This window comes from Comamonas sp. MYb69 (genome assembly GCF_037479315.1).
Lineage (GTDB): Bacteria > Pseudomonadota > Gammaproteobacteria > Burkholderiales > Burkholderiaceae_C > Comamonas.
This window is the reverse complement of the sequence record NZ_JBBGZG010000017.1, coordinates 1-15,028: the sequence shown is the minus strand read 5'-3', so window position 1 is coordinate 15,028 and position 15,028 is coordinate 1. Positions and strand designations below refer to the sequence as shown.

Below are 15,028 nucleotides of genomic sequence, written 5' to 3'. Positions count from 1 at the left end.
GGGGCCAAATTTCTGGCTATAATCATGTCTTCCCCAACACGGTGGCTGTAGCTCAGTTGGTAGAGTCCAGGATTGTGATTCCTGTTGTCGTGGGTTCGAGCCCCATCAGCCACCCCAAATTGAAACCCTTGCAAGTGAATAACCTGCAAGGGTTTTTCAATTTCAGACTGTGCCTTTCTGCTGCTCCTGGGGAGTTGCAGGGGAGTTTTGACCAATAAAGCGTTCTAGTTTGGCCTGCTCTAGGTCCCCGTGCCCGTCGTCGATCCACTTGGAGTAGACCGACAAAAACACCTCCACGGAATGCCCCATCTGTTTAGCTGCATAGGCTGGGGTGGCACCGGCCATCAGCAGCATGGTTGCGAAGGTATGCCGGGCATTGTTGGGTGGCCGATACCTGATTCCCAAAGCTTTGAGTGCCGGCGTCCAGAAAGATCGGCGGAAAGCTCGCTCGTCAATCCATGGGGTGCCATACCGTGGATCCAGGAACGCAGTGCTGTTGTCGACCTGGCCCTTCCTCTTGATTTCCGCATGGGTGGTATCTCCCACCTCAGATATCGCCATCACGTTGGCGCGAGGTAGAGCTGTGCGGTGCCGCTCCAAGGCGGCAAAAGCTCGGCTGTTGAGCGCCACTATCCGAGCCTTGTTCGTCTTGGTCTGCTTGCGGATGCCCATGACCACCGCCTCGCGGACCAACATTTGCCGCTTGTTCCAGTCGATTGAGGTCCACTGAAGGCCCACCATCTCGCTGGTGCGCACTCCAGTGAAAAAGCGAAACTCGATCATGTTGGCCACGGCCGGGTCATAGTGCTCCTGCGCATAGGCGATGATCTTGTCAACTTCCTCTCGGTCAAATGGGTCCGGCGGCTCCTTCTGCCATTTGGCATTCTCGATGGCCGCGACCGGGTTCTCCTTGAGCAAGCGGTCGAGGACTGCAAGGTGCATGGCTGCACGCAGCACAGACACATAGTTATTGACAGTCTTGCCACTCAGGTCGGGGCGGGTGCGCAGGGCTTTGAGGATGTCGGAGTGCCGAAGGGCGGTCATCGCGATCTGTCCCACAAGCGGCTTCCAGAATTTGATAGCACTGGAGTATCCCGCCTTGGTCGATTCTTCGATGCTCTGGGCTGCCAGCCACTGATCGAGCTGGTCAGCGACAGTGCCGCCACGCGCTACGGTTCCATCTTCTGGAAAGTATTCGGCCAGGCTGAATGAGCCAGCGCGAATGCGCAGCCGGATCTCTGCGATCAAGCGGTGAGCGTATTTCACGTTCGCCGGCGTAGGCAATATCGCCATTCCGTCGACCATGAGCGTGCGGCGCTGTCGCTTCCCCTCGAATGCGAAAGACAGCCTGATGCTGCTCTCGCGAATTTCTACACCCCGCGTGTCAGCCATTGCTGGACTCCTTCTCTGTCAATAAAAATGTGGCCGTCTGGGGCACGGACCCATTCGCGCTTCTGTATCCAGACACCGCTCTCGATCTTGCGCTGGATGGCCTTGATGGTGAATCCAGATATGGCTGAGTACACGCGGATGGTCACATACCGATCGGCAGCGAGAAAAACGGGCTGAGGGGCTTCGAGTTCTATGCTGCTCATGTTCCTTGTTCCTTATTTAAGTTCGGCAAGATCGCAGCACCCGCAGGTTGCTCGCTCACCGGCATGGCCTGCAGGTTTGTGTTTGCCCAGCTGCTCATCCCAGCACCCCTAAATCTCCGTCAGTGATTCGCTTGGCGCTCATGAGCAGGTAGTTAACCCCATGTAGTACGCCGTCATCGCGGTTGTCGTCGTTGACGATGTGGAACAGGTGGATGATCTTGCTAAGGTCCGCAGACAGGTCGGGCAGTGGACCCGAAAAGAGCGTTCCGGCGTCCTTCGTGTCCAGGGAAGTCTTCGCAGCTTCGCAATATGTGTCCAGCAGATCACGCAAGGCGAATACTTCCTCAGAGTTCGCATGCTCCGCGTACTGGAAGATCACCATCCGGGCGCAATCCATGTGTACATAGGCCCTGAAGTACAAATCGTTCAACTGGTCTTCGGTGAACCGTTTGTGGCTGATTGCAGGCTCAGCTGGAGGTGTTAGCGCAGGATCTCGAGCAGGGCGCGGCACATCGGTGAAGATGATTTGATGAATAGCACTTCCTGTTATGGCTGCTAAACGCTCGGATGCACAGTGGATGTTTATGGTCCGTTCGACTGACTCAGTATCGTCAGGCACAAGGCGAGCAGCGTTGATGCATGCCGCTACGTCATAAGCTGTGTTCTCTGCGTTCGTGTTCGAGTACTTACCTTTTGCGGCATCAAGCGCGATCATTGCTCCAATGCTCAGCAGGCGATCTGAGTCGCCACTGAAACCATGCGGTTCATCGGTGCCACTGGCTTGAGCCAGGAAGTCGCCCACTTCTGCGAACAGGGTCGCATCAGTAGAAGCAAGTGGAACTGGCACAGGGGCTGGTGCGGATGGCGCCGCCTTGCGGCCGCGAGCTTTTGCTGGAGGCTTTTCAAGAACTGCGTTCATGCTGATGCTCCTTTGTCCGCGTCCGCGAAGTTAGGCCCATAGGTCCAGCGCTCAAAGTCGCCAACAATGTCCCCACCCAGTGCGTCGTCTGCAGCCGCGCCAATGTATTGGGTGAGGGCCTGGGCACCACCCAGCAGCACCTGGCTCTCATAGCTGATCTTGGAGTCGGCCTGCATCTGCATGAGCAGCTCGTTCACCGTGCCAGCCTGCTGGGCGACGAACTCGAGAATTCGACGCAGCTGCGCATGGGTCTTCCCTGGCGGCGCTTGCTCGACGCGCCGGATCGGCGGTGTCGGCCGGTCACGGAAGGTCTTGATGCCAGCGAAGGTGGTCAAGGTCCGGAGATCTTCGAGGCTTGCAGGCAGGCCCGAGATTGCTGAGTGCAGCCGCTCGGCGTACTGGTCGATATGCTCCAGCAGTGCAGCAGTGGCAGCTGCGACAGGCACTGTTGGCCCTGCTGCAGCCTCAAGACATGCGAAGGTGTTCTGCACGCACTGGCGCAACATCACGAGGCTTGCCAAGGTGCCCATCTGAGGGCAGTCCGATTCTTCCGGGTTGAGCAAGTTGAACAGCACCGTATCGCACTCAATTGCCTCTGCCTGCGCTTGTGGCATGTCCCGCAGTTCAGCCTGGGCCAGTTCCGTGCAGAGGTAGTGGAGAATCTGCAGCGCTTCCTTCTGCAGGCGCTCGGCCTCTGTGGGCTGCGGTGGCACTGGATCGCTGTGCTTTGCCTGCTGGCGCGCAGGGCTCTGCTTGGCGCCCGCCTTTGGACGCGAGATAATTGCTTCCATGGTTCGTTCCTGGTAATGGTTCGGGTCTAGAAACCCCTGAGCAGGTCAGAGCGCTCAGGGGTTTCGCTTTGGTGGGTCACGCTGGGGCCATTTCTGGTTTGGCGTGGGCTTTGAGTGGTTTGGGCTTGCGGCCTTCAGGCATGAGCTGAAAGCGCTTTTCAATGTCGCGGTGCGACCAGAGGGTGGGCGTCTCCTGCACGCAGTCCTTCACGAACTGGGCGAAGAGCCGGGTAATGTCAGCCACGGCGTAAACCACATACTGCGAGCCCCGCGCTTCTTCGCGGTGGTTGCGCACCATGGCATGCGGCTTGGGGCTCATGGGCAGCTCGCGCATGATCCGGTGGACCACCCAATCGGGCAGGGCATAGCGCTTGTTCATGCGGTCCACGATCTTGCTGATGGGCTCGCAGTTTTGTGGGCAGTGGTCCCAAACGCGGGATTCGGCCAGGTCCTGCACTTGGCCCTCCAGGCGGGCAACATCGGCCGTAATTTCCGCCTGCTTTTGCTCGACGGCCAGCAGAGCCTGCGCACTGGCCAGCAGCATCTCGCCGGGGGTGCGTGGGGCAACCTGGTAGCCGCCGTTCTGGCGGATGCTTGGGAGCACCTCCTCAAACACCCAGCGCTCGACCCGTTCGGCGGTGGGCAGGGTGCTGTTGACGATGAGGCGCATCAGGTCCGGCTCATCAATGATGCGCACCTCTTGCAGACCCCCATTCGTTTGAAGGGGGTAGCGTGTGGCGACCCCCTTGCAATGGGTACTGATTGCATCGCTGCTGTTGGCATAGCCAAGGGCCTCTGTCGCATCCTTGCCGACAAAGTAGGTCTTGCCATACACCTCTATCGTGCGGACAGAGATGTTTTCCAGGCGGTGGAGAACGATGGTGCTCATGGCGGGGTTCCTTTATGTGCTTTGGCTGGCGCTTACGCTTGAGATGCCGTTGCAACGGTCTTCCCTGCCAAGCGATCCATAAGCGGCGTTTCCTGAAACTCACCGAAAGCGCCGCCGAAGGTTTCATTGGTTTTTTCGTGCACAGCCTTGCTCAGTTTCACGTTGGTCTGCATGGCGTTCATAAATGCCATCGTGTGGCACCACTTCAGCGGCCGGATCTCGATGTCATCGTCTTGGGTCGCAGAGTTCTCAAGATCCAGGATGCAAATCAGGTGGTGAGACTTATCTCCATACTTGCGCACCTCTTCGGTGTCTCGATCTGCATGGCTGGTGTTGAGCGCGTCGAAAATGAGCGCCCGAGGGACCTTCTGATCCATCTCATGGCAAAGGAACATCAGGTATTTGCCGATCTCAATTTCATGGAATTCGCAAGCAAGGCGGTTTTCATCAATTGCCTCGATCAGGTGATTGGTGAGCGCCCAGTCATCAGACCCCACGGCTGCGAGTGCCAGCTTGGTCCTGTATCCCGCCAGCAGCGCACCCGATTGCCTGCGGGTTCGTACGTTTTGCCGGGCCAGCATGCGCAGTGCCACCAACTGTTTAACCAGATCGGCGGCGGATTCGTTGCCCGTAATTGCCAGAGCTTTCAAAGCTGCACCCCTCTCGCAATAGCGCTGTGCAGCCGGCGCAGAGCGTTGCGCTCCTTGCGCTTTGCAGCTTCCTGCAGTTGATACTCCGGATCGGTCGCAACCATCATCCGGTCCCATTCATCGCTGTCTCGTTCTATGCGATGAAACGTACCTGTGCCGTGGGCCCAGCGCACGTAAGCCGATTTGAGGTTGTCGCTGGCCTCCTTTCGGCTCTTGGTGCATTGGTGCAGCTCGACTGCCATCAGTCCAATTTCTCCCAGGGTCTTCATTTGTGCCATTTGTTGGCTCCTTCTCGGTTAAGTGGTGACGGTTTAAAGGCGTGCGCGCAAGTCTGTGCGCACGTTGCGCCAGACCAGACCAACGGCCCAGGCAGCGGCCTTAGTCCAGCTGGCGCCGGCCCAGCGGCGCATGGTGAAAAGTCGGTAGGCGAGGGTGATTTGTTCGGCCATTGCAGCTCCGTTGTCAGTGCCCGGATGGGCGGGGTTATCAGTGGCCGCAGGGCAGGCCTTCGCCTGGCTGTGGTTCGCGTTCTACGGGGGCACCACAGCTGCCGCAGCGGAGGGGAGCGGAAGAGTTGTTTTCAGCCATGTTGGGCTCCAGAAAAGAAAGCGCCCGCTCAAGTGGCGGGCTGGTGGGTTTGTGTCTCTGCCTAGTAGGTTTGAAGGCAGAGGCTGGGGGGTATTGGTGCCCGTCTGGCTGGGCTTACGAAGATCACTATCTTGCTCCGGACTCGTCAGCTTCTGCACCGCAGACGATGCGGTCGTGTTGCGCCGCCATTTGCCCCTGGCGGCCCCTGCAGAGGGAGTAGTGGGGGATCAATCACTGGCGCAGTCGGATGTCAGGGAGGATCGCCGTGGGCTTGAAGTTAACGACGTAGTGGCTGGCGCCAACAGGCAGCGGCTCCAACTGCTCCATGAAATAGGTGATGTTGTCGGACAGCCCGAGATAGTGCTTTTTGAAGACGCCGGGGGCCGTTTTGCATGTGATGGTTACCATGCTTCGGCTGTCTCCATTGCCCTTGCTGCACAGGCCCTCGATGCTGAGCATGTACTCGCCTGTGATCCCGTTGTAGAACACCACACGGCGGTTCACCTCGAAGTTATCTGCGGCCTGCGACAGGTTGCGAGATGCCACATCTGCATCGCTGGTGCAGCCGGCGAGAGCAGCCACCAGGGTGATAGCTGCAATGGTCTTGGTTTTCATGCGTGCTCCTTGAAAAGCAAAAAACTCGGAGGGCGGAGTGTTTTGTTTTTCGCCCTCCGAAGAGGGCAGGGGGCGCTTTCGCGCATTGGGATCTTTCTTGTCTTGGCATCCCGTCGCACCTCACCAGTTGAGCCTTGCAGGGCTACGGCTGGGCACCGCGCAGAGCAGCGGCCGTGCCCGCTGGTGCAATTGGCCGGACGAATGCCCCACAGGCAGGGCAAGCAACATCGGCGGCTGACTTTTTAAAGACCTGGAGGGGGCTCGCTCGATCACTGGCACCCATCGCTTGGTGCAACTGCTGCATGGCCATCCCGGTGTGTTGGGCCTGACCTCCAGCTGCCAGCGGTGATTCACCGGCTTAGGCCCCTACGCATACCAATCGCTTCGGGGTGGCTGGATCGCTTTTGTTGCTGCGACGGTTGAAGTATAGTGAATCTATCCTTAATGTCAAGCTAACCTAGCCTGTTGGGGATAGAAAAGATAGCCTTTTTTTGGTTGCATGAGGTTGGCAAAGAAGAGAGATTTCGATCAGACAACAAAAAACCGCCCGAAGGCGGCTCAAACGAGAAAATGATCTCGACTTAAAAGCAAGCTGCGTCAATTCCAGAATTTGCCGCCACATCGATGTGCGGATATCGATTGCCGGTGGACTCGATGGTGCCCGAGTTGTTGCTTGCGGCAAAACGCTTAAAGCCCACATAGGCGCCGTAGCTGTTCTTACCGTTGACCTCTCCGCAAACAACTCTGCCATTCGTGAATTGCATCACCCGAACATTGCGAAACTGAGCAGCAGCTGGATCTTTCAGGTTGCGCGCTATCGCTTCCTGAGCGCTTGCTTTGAGCTCATCTTGGGACTTCCCGCTGTCCAGAAACATCTGAGACTCACTGGCGTACAGAACAACCTGTTGATATGCCGCTGACTGCAAGCGGTCTAACGGAGTTGGACCGGTAGCGCATCCTGTAAGGGCTAAAACAGCAGAAATGGTGATTGCAAACTTTTTCATGTCCCCTCGATTCCATCAATAAGGTTCAAACGCATCAGGCGGCACACTTCCTGCCACTCGATGGATCTTATCAATGTCGGCCATGTCTATCGTCATGGGGGTGTACCCATTGTTAATGCTTAGAAGTTGAACCTCTCCGTCACGCGACCAGTTGAGCAGCTTCAATAACTTCTTGCCATTCGTCAGCGCGACCATCACATCTCTGCCTGATTGAGCTTCAATGTTTGGCGTTATCACTACAAACTCGCCCGCCCTGTACCGAGGGTGCATAGAGTCGCCTTTGACCCGTAGGGCATAAGCACCAGGATCTTGGGCCCAGTACATCACGAAGCCTTCGCCGTGTCCAACTGGGTATTGCAGCTCTTCAAGGTAGCCATCGTCGCCGGCCTTCACGCTTCCCACCACCGGAATGGCGCGCGCTTGGCGCAACTTTGGCGCATCGTCTGCATTGGCTTCTGGTGCAGCCACTGAGTTTGGCGCCGCGTAACCGGTGACCTCTGCTATGCGCTGGACCATCTCGAAGCTAGGCGAGTGCAGGCCTTTCTCCCAATGACCGACGTTGGCCTTGGTGCGCCCAACAGCTTCACCAAGCTGTTCCTGTGTGAGTTTTCCGTGCTTGCGAGCCGCGCGCACCCAGTCATTTAGTTCCATATAGCAATCGTATAGAAATACTTTACACGTCGGGGATAGAAAATATTGCCTATAGAGTCTAGAAATGCTATCCTCTGAAAATGCAAAACCCAATCGACACCGCCGCCGAAGTGGTCGGCTCTCAACAAGCTCTAGCGGTGACCTTAGGTGTCACCAAGGCTGCTGTCTGGCAATGGAAGAAGCAAGTGCCAGTTATTTACTGCCTGCGCATCGAGCGACTGACCGCTGGAAAAGTCAGCCGCAAAGATCTTCGGCCCAACGACTGGCATCTGATTTGGCCAGATCTCATCGAGCCAGCCACCGCTTAGGCCTCAGCCTTCGCCAAGGTCACCACGCTACCCGTGAACCGAATGACAGCCTCTCCACTTATCCAATTCACCTCTAAGCATGAGGTTTGTAGCGTGCGAGTGATGCGCCCGTCTGCATCGACGTTTTGGGCAACTCGGGTTTGCGTGCTGCTGTGGATCTGCTTGCCCAGCAGTTGTGGGCGGCGGGCGGTGGCGGAGGTGTTTTGCGTTTTCATGCAGCCAGTATCTGAAAGCTGCGCAACTTAAACAACATCCAGAAACATAGAGGCCGGATATGACTCCCCAAGATGCACTGCGCCAGATGGCCAAAAGTTACCCAGGCGGCTACGACAGCCTGGCGCCGCGCCTCGGCAAGACCGCCGAGGTGCTGCGCAAAGAGCTGTCGGGTGATCCCAAGTTCAAGCTGGGTCTGAGTACCGCCACGCTGATCTCCGAAATCTGCATCGAGGCCAACACGCCTCACTGCCATGACTTTGTGAACGCGATTGCGGCTGATGGCGGCGGCTTTGTGCGCCTGCCTGTGGTGGAGATGGAAGGCGGCCCATGCGTGCATCGCTCGATCTCCAGCGTGGCTCAAGAGCTGTCCCATGTCATGAGTGCGGCCCTCGAAGGTGATGCAGATGGCGTGATCTCGGACAACGACCTGGCGCGCATCCAAAAGGAAGCCGCTGAGGCCCTGGCTGCCATTCAGCAGCTGGTCCAAACCGTCGAGGCCAAGAACAAGCAGGGCAAGGCGAAGAGCAAGCAAGGCAAAAGCGCTGCGCGCGCTGAGGCCGCGGCTTAAAGGTTATGCCAGCGTCCAGGGTAGCTCCCGCACAGCAGATCCACCACCTGCCGGCCGCTGGCCTTCTATCTGTGGTGTTCCTTCATTTTGTGGTGGACACATGCCAATAGCAGTACAGCAACAAGACGAGATTCAAGTCTCATTCGCCCAGGGCGGCCAAATCGTCATCACCCAGGAGCCTTCTGATTTGCAGAGCGCCTCCAGCAATGTTTTCGTGGCGGTCACCAACGTGGATGCCCTGATCCGCGCAATCCGCGCTGCCAAGCGCCAGGCGCTGGAGACAAAGGAATAGGCATGGCCAATGATTCGCAAGCCTCTGGGGTCTTTGCAGAGCCGCCATACCCGGCCGACACGCGGGCTAAGGGTTGGCGCTTCGAGCTGGACCTAGAGCGCATTGAGCAGTCTGATACCTGGGCACTTGCACCCGCAGAGCTGCGCCCGTGGCTGCTGATGCTCTGGGCCACCGCCTGGAAGCAGGTTCCATGCGGCTCACTGCCAGACGACGACCAGCTCATTGCCGTGCGCATCGGCATGAAAGCAGTCCAATTTACAAAAGCACGCGCAATCCTGATGCGCGGCTGGTGGAAGGCCGTAGACGGTCGCCTGTATCACACCACGATGACGACTCGCGTCCTAGAAATGATGGGTGTCAAGGACAAAGAACGTCAACGAAAAGCTGATTACCGCAAGCGCAAAGACGCTGAAGAGGCGGCGAGACAGAACGGGGACGGACGCGGGAGTGACCCTGGACAGGATGCAGAAGTCCCGGATTTGTCCCACGGGACAGCAGAGGGACAGAACAGGGACGGACAAGGTAGTGACCCTGGCAAAGACGACACCGGAACCGGAACCGGAACCGGAACCGGTTTATTAAATACCCCCCTACCCCCCAAGGGGGGCAGAGGCTCGGGTCCGACCCCGGATCCATTCGGATTCGCTGAATTCTGGGCTGCATACCCTCGAAAGATTGGCAAGGATGCTGCGCGTAAGGCGTTTGCCAAGCGTAAGCCAGACGGTGACCTGCTGAGTGAAATGCTGGCAGCAATCCGTGTGCAAGCCCAGTCGGAGCAATGGTGCAAGGATGGCGGGCAGTTCATTCCACATCCTTCGACATGGCTGACACAAGGGCGCTGGGGGGACGAGGTGCCCGGCAAAGTCAACGACACGGAAAACAAGCCCCAGTGGGCGATCAATGCAGGCTTCGCCAATCGATGGGAAGCTCAAAACGAAGGCTGCACCGAGCGAAATGCTCACCAGTTCAGCTGCGGTAAGCGGAGGGAATTGGTGCTATGAACGCAAACGAGATTTCACAGCGCTTGGCTCAGGACGCCGCCGATGTTGCATCGTTTCTCCTCCCTCAGGGCAAACGTGCTGGCCAGGAGTGGAAGGTCGGTAGCGTCAATGGCGAGCCAGGGCAGTCGCTATCAGTGCGCGTGAAGGGGGCCAAAGCTGGTGTCTGGTCAGACTTTTCGAGCGGTGAATCCGGCGATCTGCTGGACCTGTTCATGGCGGTACGAGGCTGCTCAATGTCCGAAGCCCTCAGGGACGCAAAGCACTACCTGGGTATTCGCGACACCATGCCCGAGCGCGAGAAGCCGAACTTCAAGCGCCCAGCTAAGCCCACTTGCCAGACTGCCAAAGCAGGGGCATTGGAGTGGCTGAAGTCGCGGGGCCTCACTGACGAAACCATTGCCGCGTTCAAGATCGCCGAGCAAGTCAAGGGCGACAAGACCTATGCCTTGTTCCCATATCTGCGAGACGGCGAACTGGTCAATGTGAAGTACCGGAATATCGCTGAGAAGCGGGATATGCGGCAGGAGGGCGGCGCAGAGCCATGCCTATTCGGCTGGCATCTGATCGACCCGAAGGAGCGGACTGTCGCTCTGTGCGAAGGCGAAATTGACGCAATGACGCTGCATCAGTGCGGCATTCCTGCGCTGTCGGTGAACGCCGGCGCTGGCAATCATCAATGGCTGGAAAACGACTGGGAGCGCCTGCAGCGCTTCAGCGAAATCCTGATCTTTTTTGACGGTGACGAGTCCGGTGAGAAGGGTGCTCAGGAGGTGGTGCGCCGCCTGGGAATAGATCGCTGCAAGCGCGTGAAGCTGCCCGAGAAGGACGCCAACGAGTTCTTGCAGAAGGGTGCTGTTGACGTGGATTTTCAGGAGTACATCGAGAAGGCTCAGCCGATGGACCCTGAAGAGATGCGTCAGGCCAGCGACTTCATGAACAAGGTAAAGGCGCTGTTCTACCCAGCGCATAACGAAGACCGCGACCCTGTTCTGCGACTCGACAAAGACCTCGATTGGTTCGAGTTTCGACATGGAGAAGTGACGGTCTGGACTGGCTATAACGGCCACGGCAAGAGTCTGATGCTCTCCCAAGTGCAGCTTGGCCTGGTGGACCAGGGCGAGCGCTTCATGGTGTTCTCCGGCGAAATGACCCCGGAGCGGCAACTGAAGCGGATGTCAAAACAGGCCTCAGGGCTGGACCGCCCAACCATGCAATACCTCGACGCCATTGGCCGCTGGGTGCATGACCGCATCTGGTTGTTCAACGTGGTAGGAAGCGCGGGCCTGGATCGCCTGCTGTCGGTTTTCTTGTACGCCAGCAAGCGTTACGGCATCCGTCATTTTGTGATTGACAGCTTGATGATGACCGATGTGCCGGAGGACGGCTCTGGCGCTATGACTGCTCAAAAAGAGGCCATGCGCAAGATCTGCGACTTCGCACGCCGCAATGGCTGCCATTTGCACCTGGTGGCCCACCCTCGCAAAGGAGCGGACGAGAGCAAAGGGCCCGGGAAGCTGGATGTAGCGGGGTCCTCCAAGATCACCGACGGCGCAGACAACGTATTCACGGTCTGGAGCGCTCGCAAGGATGAGAGTGATTCCGAGCTGGACCCGGATAAACCAGACGCCAAGTTGGAGTTGCACAAGCAGCGAAACGGCGATGTCCAGCACTACACCCAGTGGCTCTGGTTCAACAAGGCCGCGCAGCAGTTTGCCACCAACTCACGTCGAGCAGCAGTTTCCTACGTCCCATTCAGCGGACAGCCAGAAGTTATCAACCCCTCCTCGGAGCCAAACACATGAATCTCACCCAGGACGATACGACCTATGCGTTGTTGTGGAGCCGCACACAACATGCATTCCATGTGGAGCCCTTTAGCACGACGCTGAAGAAGGCCCGGCAAGTATTTCTGCGCGGATATGGAACTGACTTTTCGCCCGTTTTCATTGGCAGCGATGACGAATGTCGGCAGGCGCGGCGCGTGCTTTGCGAATACCGAGAGCGCCTGCAGGCCCACCAAGACCCTGCACCCGTGGATGTCTCGGAGGCCAAAGCCGTGGGAGACCTGTGTGATGACTTCATGGCGGACCTCCTGGAGCGCATGGCCGCACACAAGCAGCCCCACACCCAACCCCAATAACCGAAACGGAGCACGAATGAACTTTGCAGAAACAGCAGCACTATCCACCCCAGCGCGCCGCAGTGGCCGGGGATATGTGGACTTCAACGTGGTGGCAGAAGCCCAGCGGCCAATGGATATTCGCCTGGCCAACTGGGGGCGCTGGTGCCATGGCCCTATGCGCCGAGACGTGTCCCCCATGTTCCGAGGCATGCCGCGTGAGCCGCAGTTGCGCCAGCCTGGAGATGTTGCTCCCGAGCTGATGGACCCAATGGACGCCGCAAAGGTGGCCAAGGCCGTAGCCCAACTGCCAGAAAAGCACCGCGCCGCCTTGAACTGGTGCTATGTGCTGGACCCACGGAGCAAGGAAGCCAGCCCCGGCCGCGCATGCAAGAAGCTGGGCACCAGCCTCCAAGGCCTGGCCGATCTGTTGCGTGATGCGCGTCAGATGCTGATCAACAGGGGCGCATGACATGGATGGCGAGTACAAAGCTGACCGAGCATTGTCCGAAGCTGAGCGCCTGGTGAATGTGCGCTACCTGGGCCACTGCCTGCACGAAAACCGGAGCGTGTGGAACAGCCGGACCATGGGCTGGTTCAGCCGCTGCCGGGATTGCAGGGTGGAGATCCAGGTTGATGGCTATACGCAGGCGAAGCATTTGCCAGCTGATGTACTGGCCCATGCCTGGAGCCAAGAGCATGTGAAGACGGCGGCAAGTCCAGTAAATGGGGCGCAGTTGCGCTATGCGCTTGAGCGAGAAGGCTGGCGCGTTCAGTTTCTGGGAGTTGATGGCAGGACTGCGTGCGAGGTGCGAAAAGGTGGCACTAGCTGGCGCACACGTTTCTTTGATACGCAGGCCGAAGCTGTGGTGGAGGCTGGCGCAATGACGTTAAGAAACTACACGTTGAATCCTTGTGCGAAGCCTAGTAATCTGGTACAGTCACCCCATTGACTGAGCAACAGCACAGAGTCGCATACCCTATGTGGAGGCGGCAGTGTCTGCAAATGCTCAGTGTGAGAGCTCTCCACTAGGGGGGCTCTTTTCGTTTCTGCTCCTGCCGTCGTATCAGATTACAACAAAAAGAAGCCCGCGATCTGCGGGCATTGTTGGCACAGGAATTTGCTACAAGATTCTTACTACTAGAGCTTCAACTTAAGAGTAGCGTCGTTAACAGTATCAATCTCTTTTTTGATTAAATCGACGGGTTCGGATGCTTGGGCGCAGTATCCAAAGTAAAACCGTTTCGCTTCTTCTACATACTCAAAGTCGGGTAGCCTTGCTTTATCTCCCAACTTGTATGCCGCAGCCAGTGCATCAATTGCCCCAATCACTTGTGGGTCAATGCTGGGAACAGCCTGGCGTAAATGTTCTGACATGCATATCTCCTTTCGGTTAGGTTCAGGAACTATTGCATAGATGCAGACGTAACACCTTTGTATACGAAATTACATGGCCATGGTGGACTCGACGTCCGCAGCCTTGCGGCGCGCAAGAGCGAGGTTTGCCCGTTTATTGTCCAGAACGTAGTACACAAAGATGCCATCTAGCTTGGCCGATGGGCGAATGATGTGGTATTGCTTACCCAAGGTGATCAGGATGTCGTCAATGCTCTCATTAAGACCAAGGGCTTTGATGGTCTTCATCTTGGCACGTACGACTTCGGTGTTACCCGCTGCAGCCAGTTCCATATCCACTGCGGATCCGGCGCTCGCTAGTGTCATGCCACTGTTGTAGTCAACCACGGCTGCACACTGTGCTCCGTCAAGAGACATAAGTTCATTCAAGCTATCGGTGAAGTTTGCCATCTGGGATCCCTCAGAAAAGGTCTATGTTGGTAATAAATGACGAATATTCGTCAGAAGTGATCATAGTCGATATGTTTGATGGAGATCAACCCGCTGGAACTGCGAGCGGGTCGCGTTTGTTTTACCAAGGCCAGCCAAGTGCTGGCTTTTCTTTTGGAGCAAGCCATGGATACACGGCAAGCGTTGGTTACCGCCTTCGGGCTACTGCTGCTGCCAGCGGTTCTGTTATCGCCGGTGGCCTGCACCATGCGTCGCCATGCGCTGATTTCTGAGGCTATCCATGGCGGGGTAGACCCCATTGCGGCGCGTTGCGCCATTGACCCAGACGATATGCGTGATGCTGCCATCTGTATGGCCGCTGCACTGAGGAGCAAGCCATGAGCGCAGTTCAGTATTTCGGGTTGATCACGATGATCTGTGTGTCTCACAACATGAAGCCGGGCCAGCGGTTGGTCCTGGGTGGTGTGAGCCTGTTGCTCTCTGCGCTTTTCGTGATTTTCGGAGGTGACAAGCCATGAAAGCACATCAGCCCCCATACAACCCGATGCAGGCACTTATCAAGGCCATCTACGAGCTGCGCCCACCTGTCCTGCAGGGAATGCAGATAGATGTGGAAAAGCACGGGCTAGAGGTGGTGCGCCTTGAAGTGGAGCTGACGCCCGAGCTGATCCAAGCCTGGGGCGAGCACTGCAAGGAGATCAAGCTAGCTGTGAATGGAGGCCAGGCGCCTCGCGTAGCTGGTGATCGGACTTGGCCGAATGCCGACAACGCTTCTGCGCTTAAAGCTTGCGTTGACCAGTAAGCCTGTCAATCAGAGCCTGGTGCCGTGCCTCGTGTGCAGCCAGGGATTCGGGCGTCATTGACTTCGCAGCGGAAGCGCTGAAAATTTGATTGAGGCGGATGCGGAAGGCTTCCTTGTCGTCAACAAACTCAAGCATGAGGGTGTGCAGAATTTTGTGTAAACGGCCAATTCACTGCAGGCGACAGCCTGCTTGTCCGTAAACACAATGACATC

General features: G+C 57.4%; 24 protein-coding genes and 1 tRNA gene. 12 read left to right on the top strand and 13 right to left on the bottom strand.

Annotation, left to right across the window (positions count from 1 at the left end):
- Positions 1 to 41: 41 nt before the first annotated feature.
- Positions 42 to 117 (top strand) — tRNA-His (locus WH303_RS20320).
- Between the two features lie 45 nt (positions 118 to 162).
- On the opposite strand, the gene WH303_RS20315 is transcribed toward WH303_RS20320, so the two are convergent.
- The 11 genes from WH303_RS20315 to WH303_RS20265 form a co-directional block, all read right to left on the bottom strand.
- Entirely contained in the window at positions 163 to 1,392 is a 1,230-nt protein-coding gene (locus WH303_RS20315) for an Arm DNA-binding domain-containing protein (protein ID WP_339520751.1), read from the bottom strand.
- Complete coding sequence (locus tag WH303_RS20310; protein ID WP_339520749.1) at positions 1,371 to 1,595, bottom strand: excisionase; 225 nt, start codon at positions 1,593 to 1,595, stop codon at positions 1,371 to 1,373. Before WH303_RS20310 ends, WH303_RS20315 begins: the two co-directional genes overlap by 22 nt.
- 94 nt (positions 1,596 to 1,689) lie before the next feature.
- Entirely contained in the window at positions 1,690 to 2,514 is an 825-nt protein-coding gene (locus WH303_RS20305) for a hypothetical protein (protein WP_339520747.1), read from the bottom strand.
- A complete protein-coding gene (locus WH303_RS20300; protein WP_339520745.1) occupies positions 2,511 to 3,305 on the bottom strand; it encodes a hypothetical protein in 795 nt (264 codons plus the stop codon). Before WH303_RS20300 ends, WH303_RS20305 begins: the two co-directional genes overlap by 4 nt.
- 76 nt (positions 3,306 to 3,381) lie before the next feature.
- Positions 3,382 to 4,194: a BRO-N domain-containing protein gene (locus WH303_RS20295; protein ID WP_339520743.1), complete on the bottom strand. Its 813-nt coding sequence runs from the start codon at positions 4,192 to 4,194 to the stop codon at positions 3,382 to 3,384.
- A gap of 32 nt (positions 4,195 to 4,226) precedes the next feature.
- Positions 4,227 to 4,844 carry a hypothetical protein gene (locus WH303_RS20290; RefSeq protein ID WP_339520741.1) on the bottom strand — a complete coding sequence of 206 codons (618 nt, stop codon included), beginning with the start codon at positions 4,842 to 4,844 and terminating at the stop codon, positions 4,227 to 4,229.
- The gene (locus WH303_RS20285; RefSeq protein WP_339520739.1) at positions 4,841 to 5,122 is read right to left on the bottom strand and encodes a hypothetical protein; all 282 of its coding nucleotides are present in this window, start codon (positions 5,120 to 5,122) and stop codon (positions 4,841 to 4,843) included. The genes WH303_RS20290 and WH303_RS20285 overlap by 4 nt, the downstream gene beginning before the upstream one ends.
- A gap of 33 nt (positions 5,123 to 5,155) precedes the next feature.
- Entirely contained in the window at positions 5,156 to 5,293 is a 138-nt protein-coding gene (locus WH303_RS20280) for a hypothetical protein (RefSeq protein ID WP_339520737.1), read from the bottom strand.
- Positions 5,294 to 5,663: 370 nt separating this feature from the next.
- Entirely contained in the window at positions 5,664 to 6,047 is a 384-nt protein-coding gene (locus tag WH303_RS20275) for a beta-sandwich lipoprotein (protein WP_339520735.1), read from the bottom strand.
- Positions 6,048 to 6,628: 581 nt separating this feature from the next.
- On the bottom strand, positions 6,629 to 7,051 hold the full coding sequence (locus WH303_RS20270; protein ID WP_339520733.1) for a hypothetical protein: 423 nt from the start codon (positions 7,049 to 7,051) through the stop codon (positions 6,629 to 6,631).
- A gap of 15 nt (positions 7,052 to 7,066) precedes the next feature.
- Positions 7,067 to 7,702 (bottom strand): S24 family peptidase, encoded by a 636-nt coding sequence (locus WH303_RS20265; protein WP_339520731.1) that lies wholly within the window; start codon positions 7,700 to 7,702, stop codon positions 7,067 to 7,069.
- Between the two features lie 80 nt (positions 7,703 to 7,782).
- Between WH303_RS20265 and WH303_RS20260 the strand changes: the two genes are divergently transcribed.
- From WH303_RS20260 to WH303_RS20225, 8 genes are all read left to right on the top strand, one after another.
- The gene (locus WH303_RS20260; protein ID WP_339520729.1) at positions 7,783 to 8,010 is read left to right on the top strand and encodes a transcriptional regulator; all 228 of its coding nucleotides are present in this window, start codon (positions 7,783 to 7,785) and stop codon (positions 8,008 to 8,010) included.
- Between the two features lie 274 nt (positions 8,011 to 8,284).
- A complete protein-coding gene (locus WH303_RS20255; protein ID WP_312835932.1) occupies positions 8,285 to 8,794 on the top strand; it encodes a phage regulatory CII family protein in 510 nt (169 codons plus the stop codon).
- A gap of 100 nt (positions 8,795 to 8,894) precedes the next feature.
- Positions 8,895 to 9,086 (top strand): hypothetical protein, encoded by a 192-nt coding sequence (locus tag WH303_RS20250; RefSeq protein WP_339520725.1) that lies wholly within the window; start codon positions 8,895 to 8,897, stop codon positions 9,084 to 9,086.
- Positions 9,087 to 9,088: 2 nt separating this feature from the next.
- The gene (locus WH303_RS20245; protein ID WP_339520723.1) at positions 9,089 to 10,087 is read left to right on the top strand and encodes a hypothetical protein; all 999 of its coding nucleotides are present in this window, start codon (positions 9,089 to 9,091) and stop codon (positions 10,085 to 10,087) included.
- Positions 10,084 to 11,889, top strand: a complete 1,806-nt coding sequence (locus WH303_RS20240; RefSeq protein ID WP_339520721.1) for a bifunctional DNA primase/helicase — start codon at positions 10,084 to 10,086, stop codon at positions 11,887 to 11,889. Before WH303_RS20245 ends, WH303_RS20240 begins: the two co-directional genes overlap by 4 nt.
- Positions 11,886 to 12,227, top strand: coding sequence for a hypothetical protein (locus WH303_RS20235; protein WP_339520719.1), 342 nt, complete (start codon positions 11,886 to 11,888; stop codon positions 12,225 to 12,227). The genes WH303_RS20240 and WH303_RS20235 overlap by 4 nt, the downstream gene beginning before the upstream one ends.
- A gap of 16 nt (positions 12,228 to 12,243) precedes the next feature.
- Positions 12,244 to 12,678, top strand: coding sequence for a hypothetical protein (locus WH303_RS20230; RefSeq protein WP_339520717.1), 435 nt, complete (start codon positions 12,244 to 12,246; stop codon positions 12,676 to 12,678).
- A gap of 1 nt (position 12,679) precedes the next feature.
- Positions 12,680 to 13,159 carry a hypothetical protein gene (locus WH303_RS20225; RefSeq protein ID WP_339520715.1) on the top strand — a complete coding sequence of 160 codons (480 nt, stop codon included), beginning with the start codon at positions 12,680 to 12,682 and terminating at the stop codon, positions 13,157 to 13,159.
- 188 nt (positions 13,160 to 13,347) lie between these two features.
- On the opposite strand, the gene WH303_RS20220 is transcribed toward WH303_RS20225, so the two are convergent.
- Both WH303_RS20220 and WH303_RS20215 read right to left on the bottom strand, forming a co-directional pair.
- Positions 13,348 to 13,584 (bottom strand): hypothetical protein, encoded by a 237-nt coding sequence (locus tag WH303_RS20220; protein ID WP_339520713.1) that lies wholly within the window; start codon positions 13,582 to 13,584, stop codon positions 13,348 to 13,350.
- Between the two features lie 69 nt (positions 13,585 to 13,653).
- Positions 13,654 to 14,013: a hypothetical protein gene (locus WH303_RS20215; protein WP_339520711.1), complete on the bottom strand. Its 360-nt coding sequence runs from the start codon at positions 14,011 to 14,013 to the stop codon at positions 13,654 to 13,656.
- Positions 14,014 to 14,088: 75 nt separating this feature from the next.
- Between WH303_RS20215 and WH303_RS20210 the strand changes: the two genes are divergently transcribed.
- The 3 genes from WH303_RS20210 to WH303_RS20200 are packed head-to-tail and all read left to right on the top strand — an operon-like array spanning position 14,089 to position 14,815.
- Positions 14,089 to 14,394 (top strand): hypothetical protein, encoded by a 306-nt coding sequence (locus tag WH303_RS20210; protein ID WP_339520709.1) that lies wholly within the window; start codon positions 14,089 to 14,091, stop codon positions 14,392 to 14,394.
- Entirely contained in the window at positions 14,391 to 14,531 is a 141-nt protein-coding gene (locus WH303_RS20205; RefSeq protein ID WP_339520707.1) for a hypothetical protein, read from the top strand. Before WH303_RS20210 ends, WH303_RS20205 begins: the two co-directional genes overlap by 4 nt.
- Complete coding sequence (locus WH303_RS20200; protein ID WP_339520705.1) at positions 14,528 to 14,815, top strand: hypothetical protein; 288 nt, start codon at positions 14,528 to 14,530, stop codon at positions 14,813 to 14,815. The genes WH303_RS20205 and WH303_RS20200 overlap by 4 nt, the downstream gene beginning before the upstream one ends.
- Positions 14,816 to 15,028: the final 213 nt, after the last annotated feature.

Bases quoted from the DNA above. Each gene is read 5' to 3' on its own strand.
- WH303_RS20315 (WP_339520751.1), bottom strand. From the start codon at position 1,392: ATGGCTGACACGCGGGGTGTAGAAATTCGCGAGAGCAGCATCAGGCTG.
- WH303_RS20310 (WP_339520749.1), bottom strand. From the start codon at position 1,595: ATGAGCAGCATAGAACTCGAAGCCCCTCAGCCCGTTTTTCTCGCTGCC.
- WH303_RS20305 (WP_339520747.1), bottom strand. From the start codon at position 2,514: ATGAACGCAGTTCTTGAAAAGCCTCCAGCAAAAGCTCGCGGCCGCAAG.
- WH303_RS20300 (WP_339520745.1), bottom strand. From the start codon at position 3,305: ATGGAAGCAATTATCTCGCGTCCAAAGGCGGGCGCCAAGCAGAGCCCT.
- WH303_RS20295 (WP_339520743.1), bottom strand. From the start codon at position 4,194: ATGAGCACCATCGTTCTCCACCGCCTGGAAAACATCTCTGTCCGCACG.
- WH303_RS20285 (WP_339520739.1), bottom strand. From the start codon at position 5,122: ATGGCACAAATGAAGACCCTGGGAGAAATTGGACTGATGGCAGTCGAG.
- WH303_RS20280 (WP_339520737.1), bottom strand. From the start codon at position 5,293: ATGGCCGAACAAATCACCCTCGCCTACCGACTTTTCACCATGCGCCGC.
- WH303_RS20275 (WP_339520735.1), bottom strand. From the start codon at position 6,047: ATGAAAACCAAGACCATTGCAGCTATCACCCTGGTGGCTGCTCTCGCC.
- WH303_RS20270 (WP_339520733.1), bottom strand. From the start codon at position 7,051: ATGAAAAAGTTTGCAATCACCATTTCTGCTGTTTTAGCCCTTACAGGA.
- WH303_RS20265 (WP_339520731.1), bottom strand. From the start codon at position 7,702: ATGGAACTAAATGACTGGGTGCGCGCGGCTCGCAAGCACGGAAAACTC.
- WH303_RS20260 (WP_339520729.1), top strand. From the start codon at position 7,783: ATGCAAAACCCAATCGACACCGCCGCCGAAGTGGTCGGCTCTCAACAA.
- WH303_RS20255 (WP_312835932.1), top strand. From the start codon at position 8,285: ATGACTCCCCAAGATGCACTGCGCCAGATGGCCAAAAGTTACCCAGGC.
- WH303_RS20250 (WP_339520725.1), top strand. From the start codon at position 8,895: ATGCCAATAGCAGTACAGCAACAAGACGAGATTCAAGTCTCATTCGCC.
- WH303_RS20245 (WP_339520723.1), top strand. From the start codon at position 9,089: ATGGCCAATGATTCGCAAGCCTCTGGGGTCTTTGCAGAGCCGCCATAC.
- WH303_RS20240 (WP_339520721.1), top strand. From the start codon at position 10,084: ATGAACGCAAACGAGATTTCACAGCGCTTGGCTCAGGACGCCGCCGAT.
- WH303_RS20235 (WP_339520719.1), top strand. From the start codon at position 11,886: ATGAATCTCACCCAGGACGATACGACCTATGCGTTGTTGTGGAGCCGC.
- WH303_RS20230 (WP_339520717.1), top strand. From the start codon at position 12,244: ATGAACTTTGCAGAAACAGCAGCACTATCCACCCCAGCGCGCCGCAGT.
- WH303_RS20225 (WP_339520715.1), top strand. From the start codon at position 12,680: ATGGATGGCGAGTACAAAGCTGACCGAGCATTGTCCGAAGCTGAGCGC.
- WH303_RS20220 (WP_339520713.1), bottom strand. From the start codon at position 13,584: ATGTCAGAACATTTACGCCAGGCTGTTCCCAGCATTGACCCACAAGTG.
- WH303_RS20215 (WP_339520711.1), bottom strand. From the start codon at position 14,013: ATGGCAAACTTCACCGATAGCTTGAATGAACTTATGTCTCTTGACGGA.
- WH303_RS20205 (WP_339520707.1), top strand. From the start codon at position 14,391: ATGAGCGCAGTTCAGTATTTCGGGTTGATCACGATGATCTGTGTGTCT.
- WH303_RS20200 (WP_339520705.1), top strand. From the start codon at position 14,528: ATGAAAGCACATCAGCCCCCATACAACCCGATGCAGGCACTTATCAAG.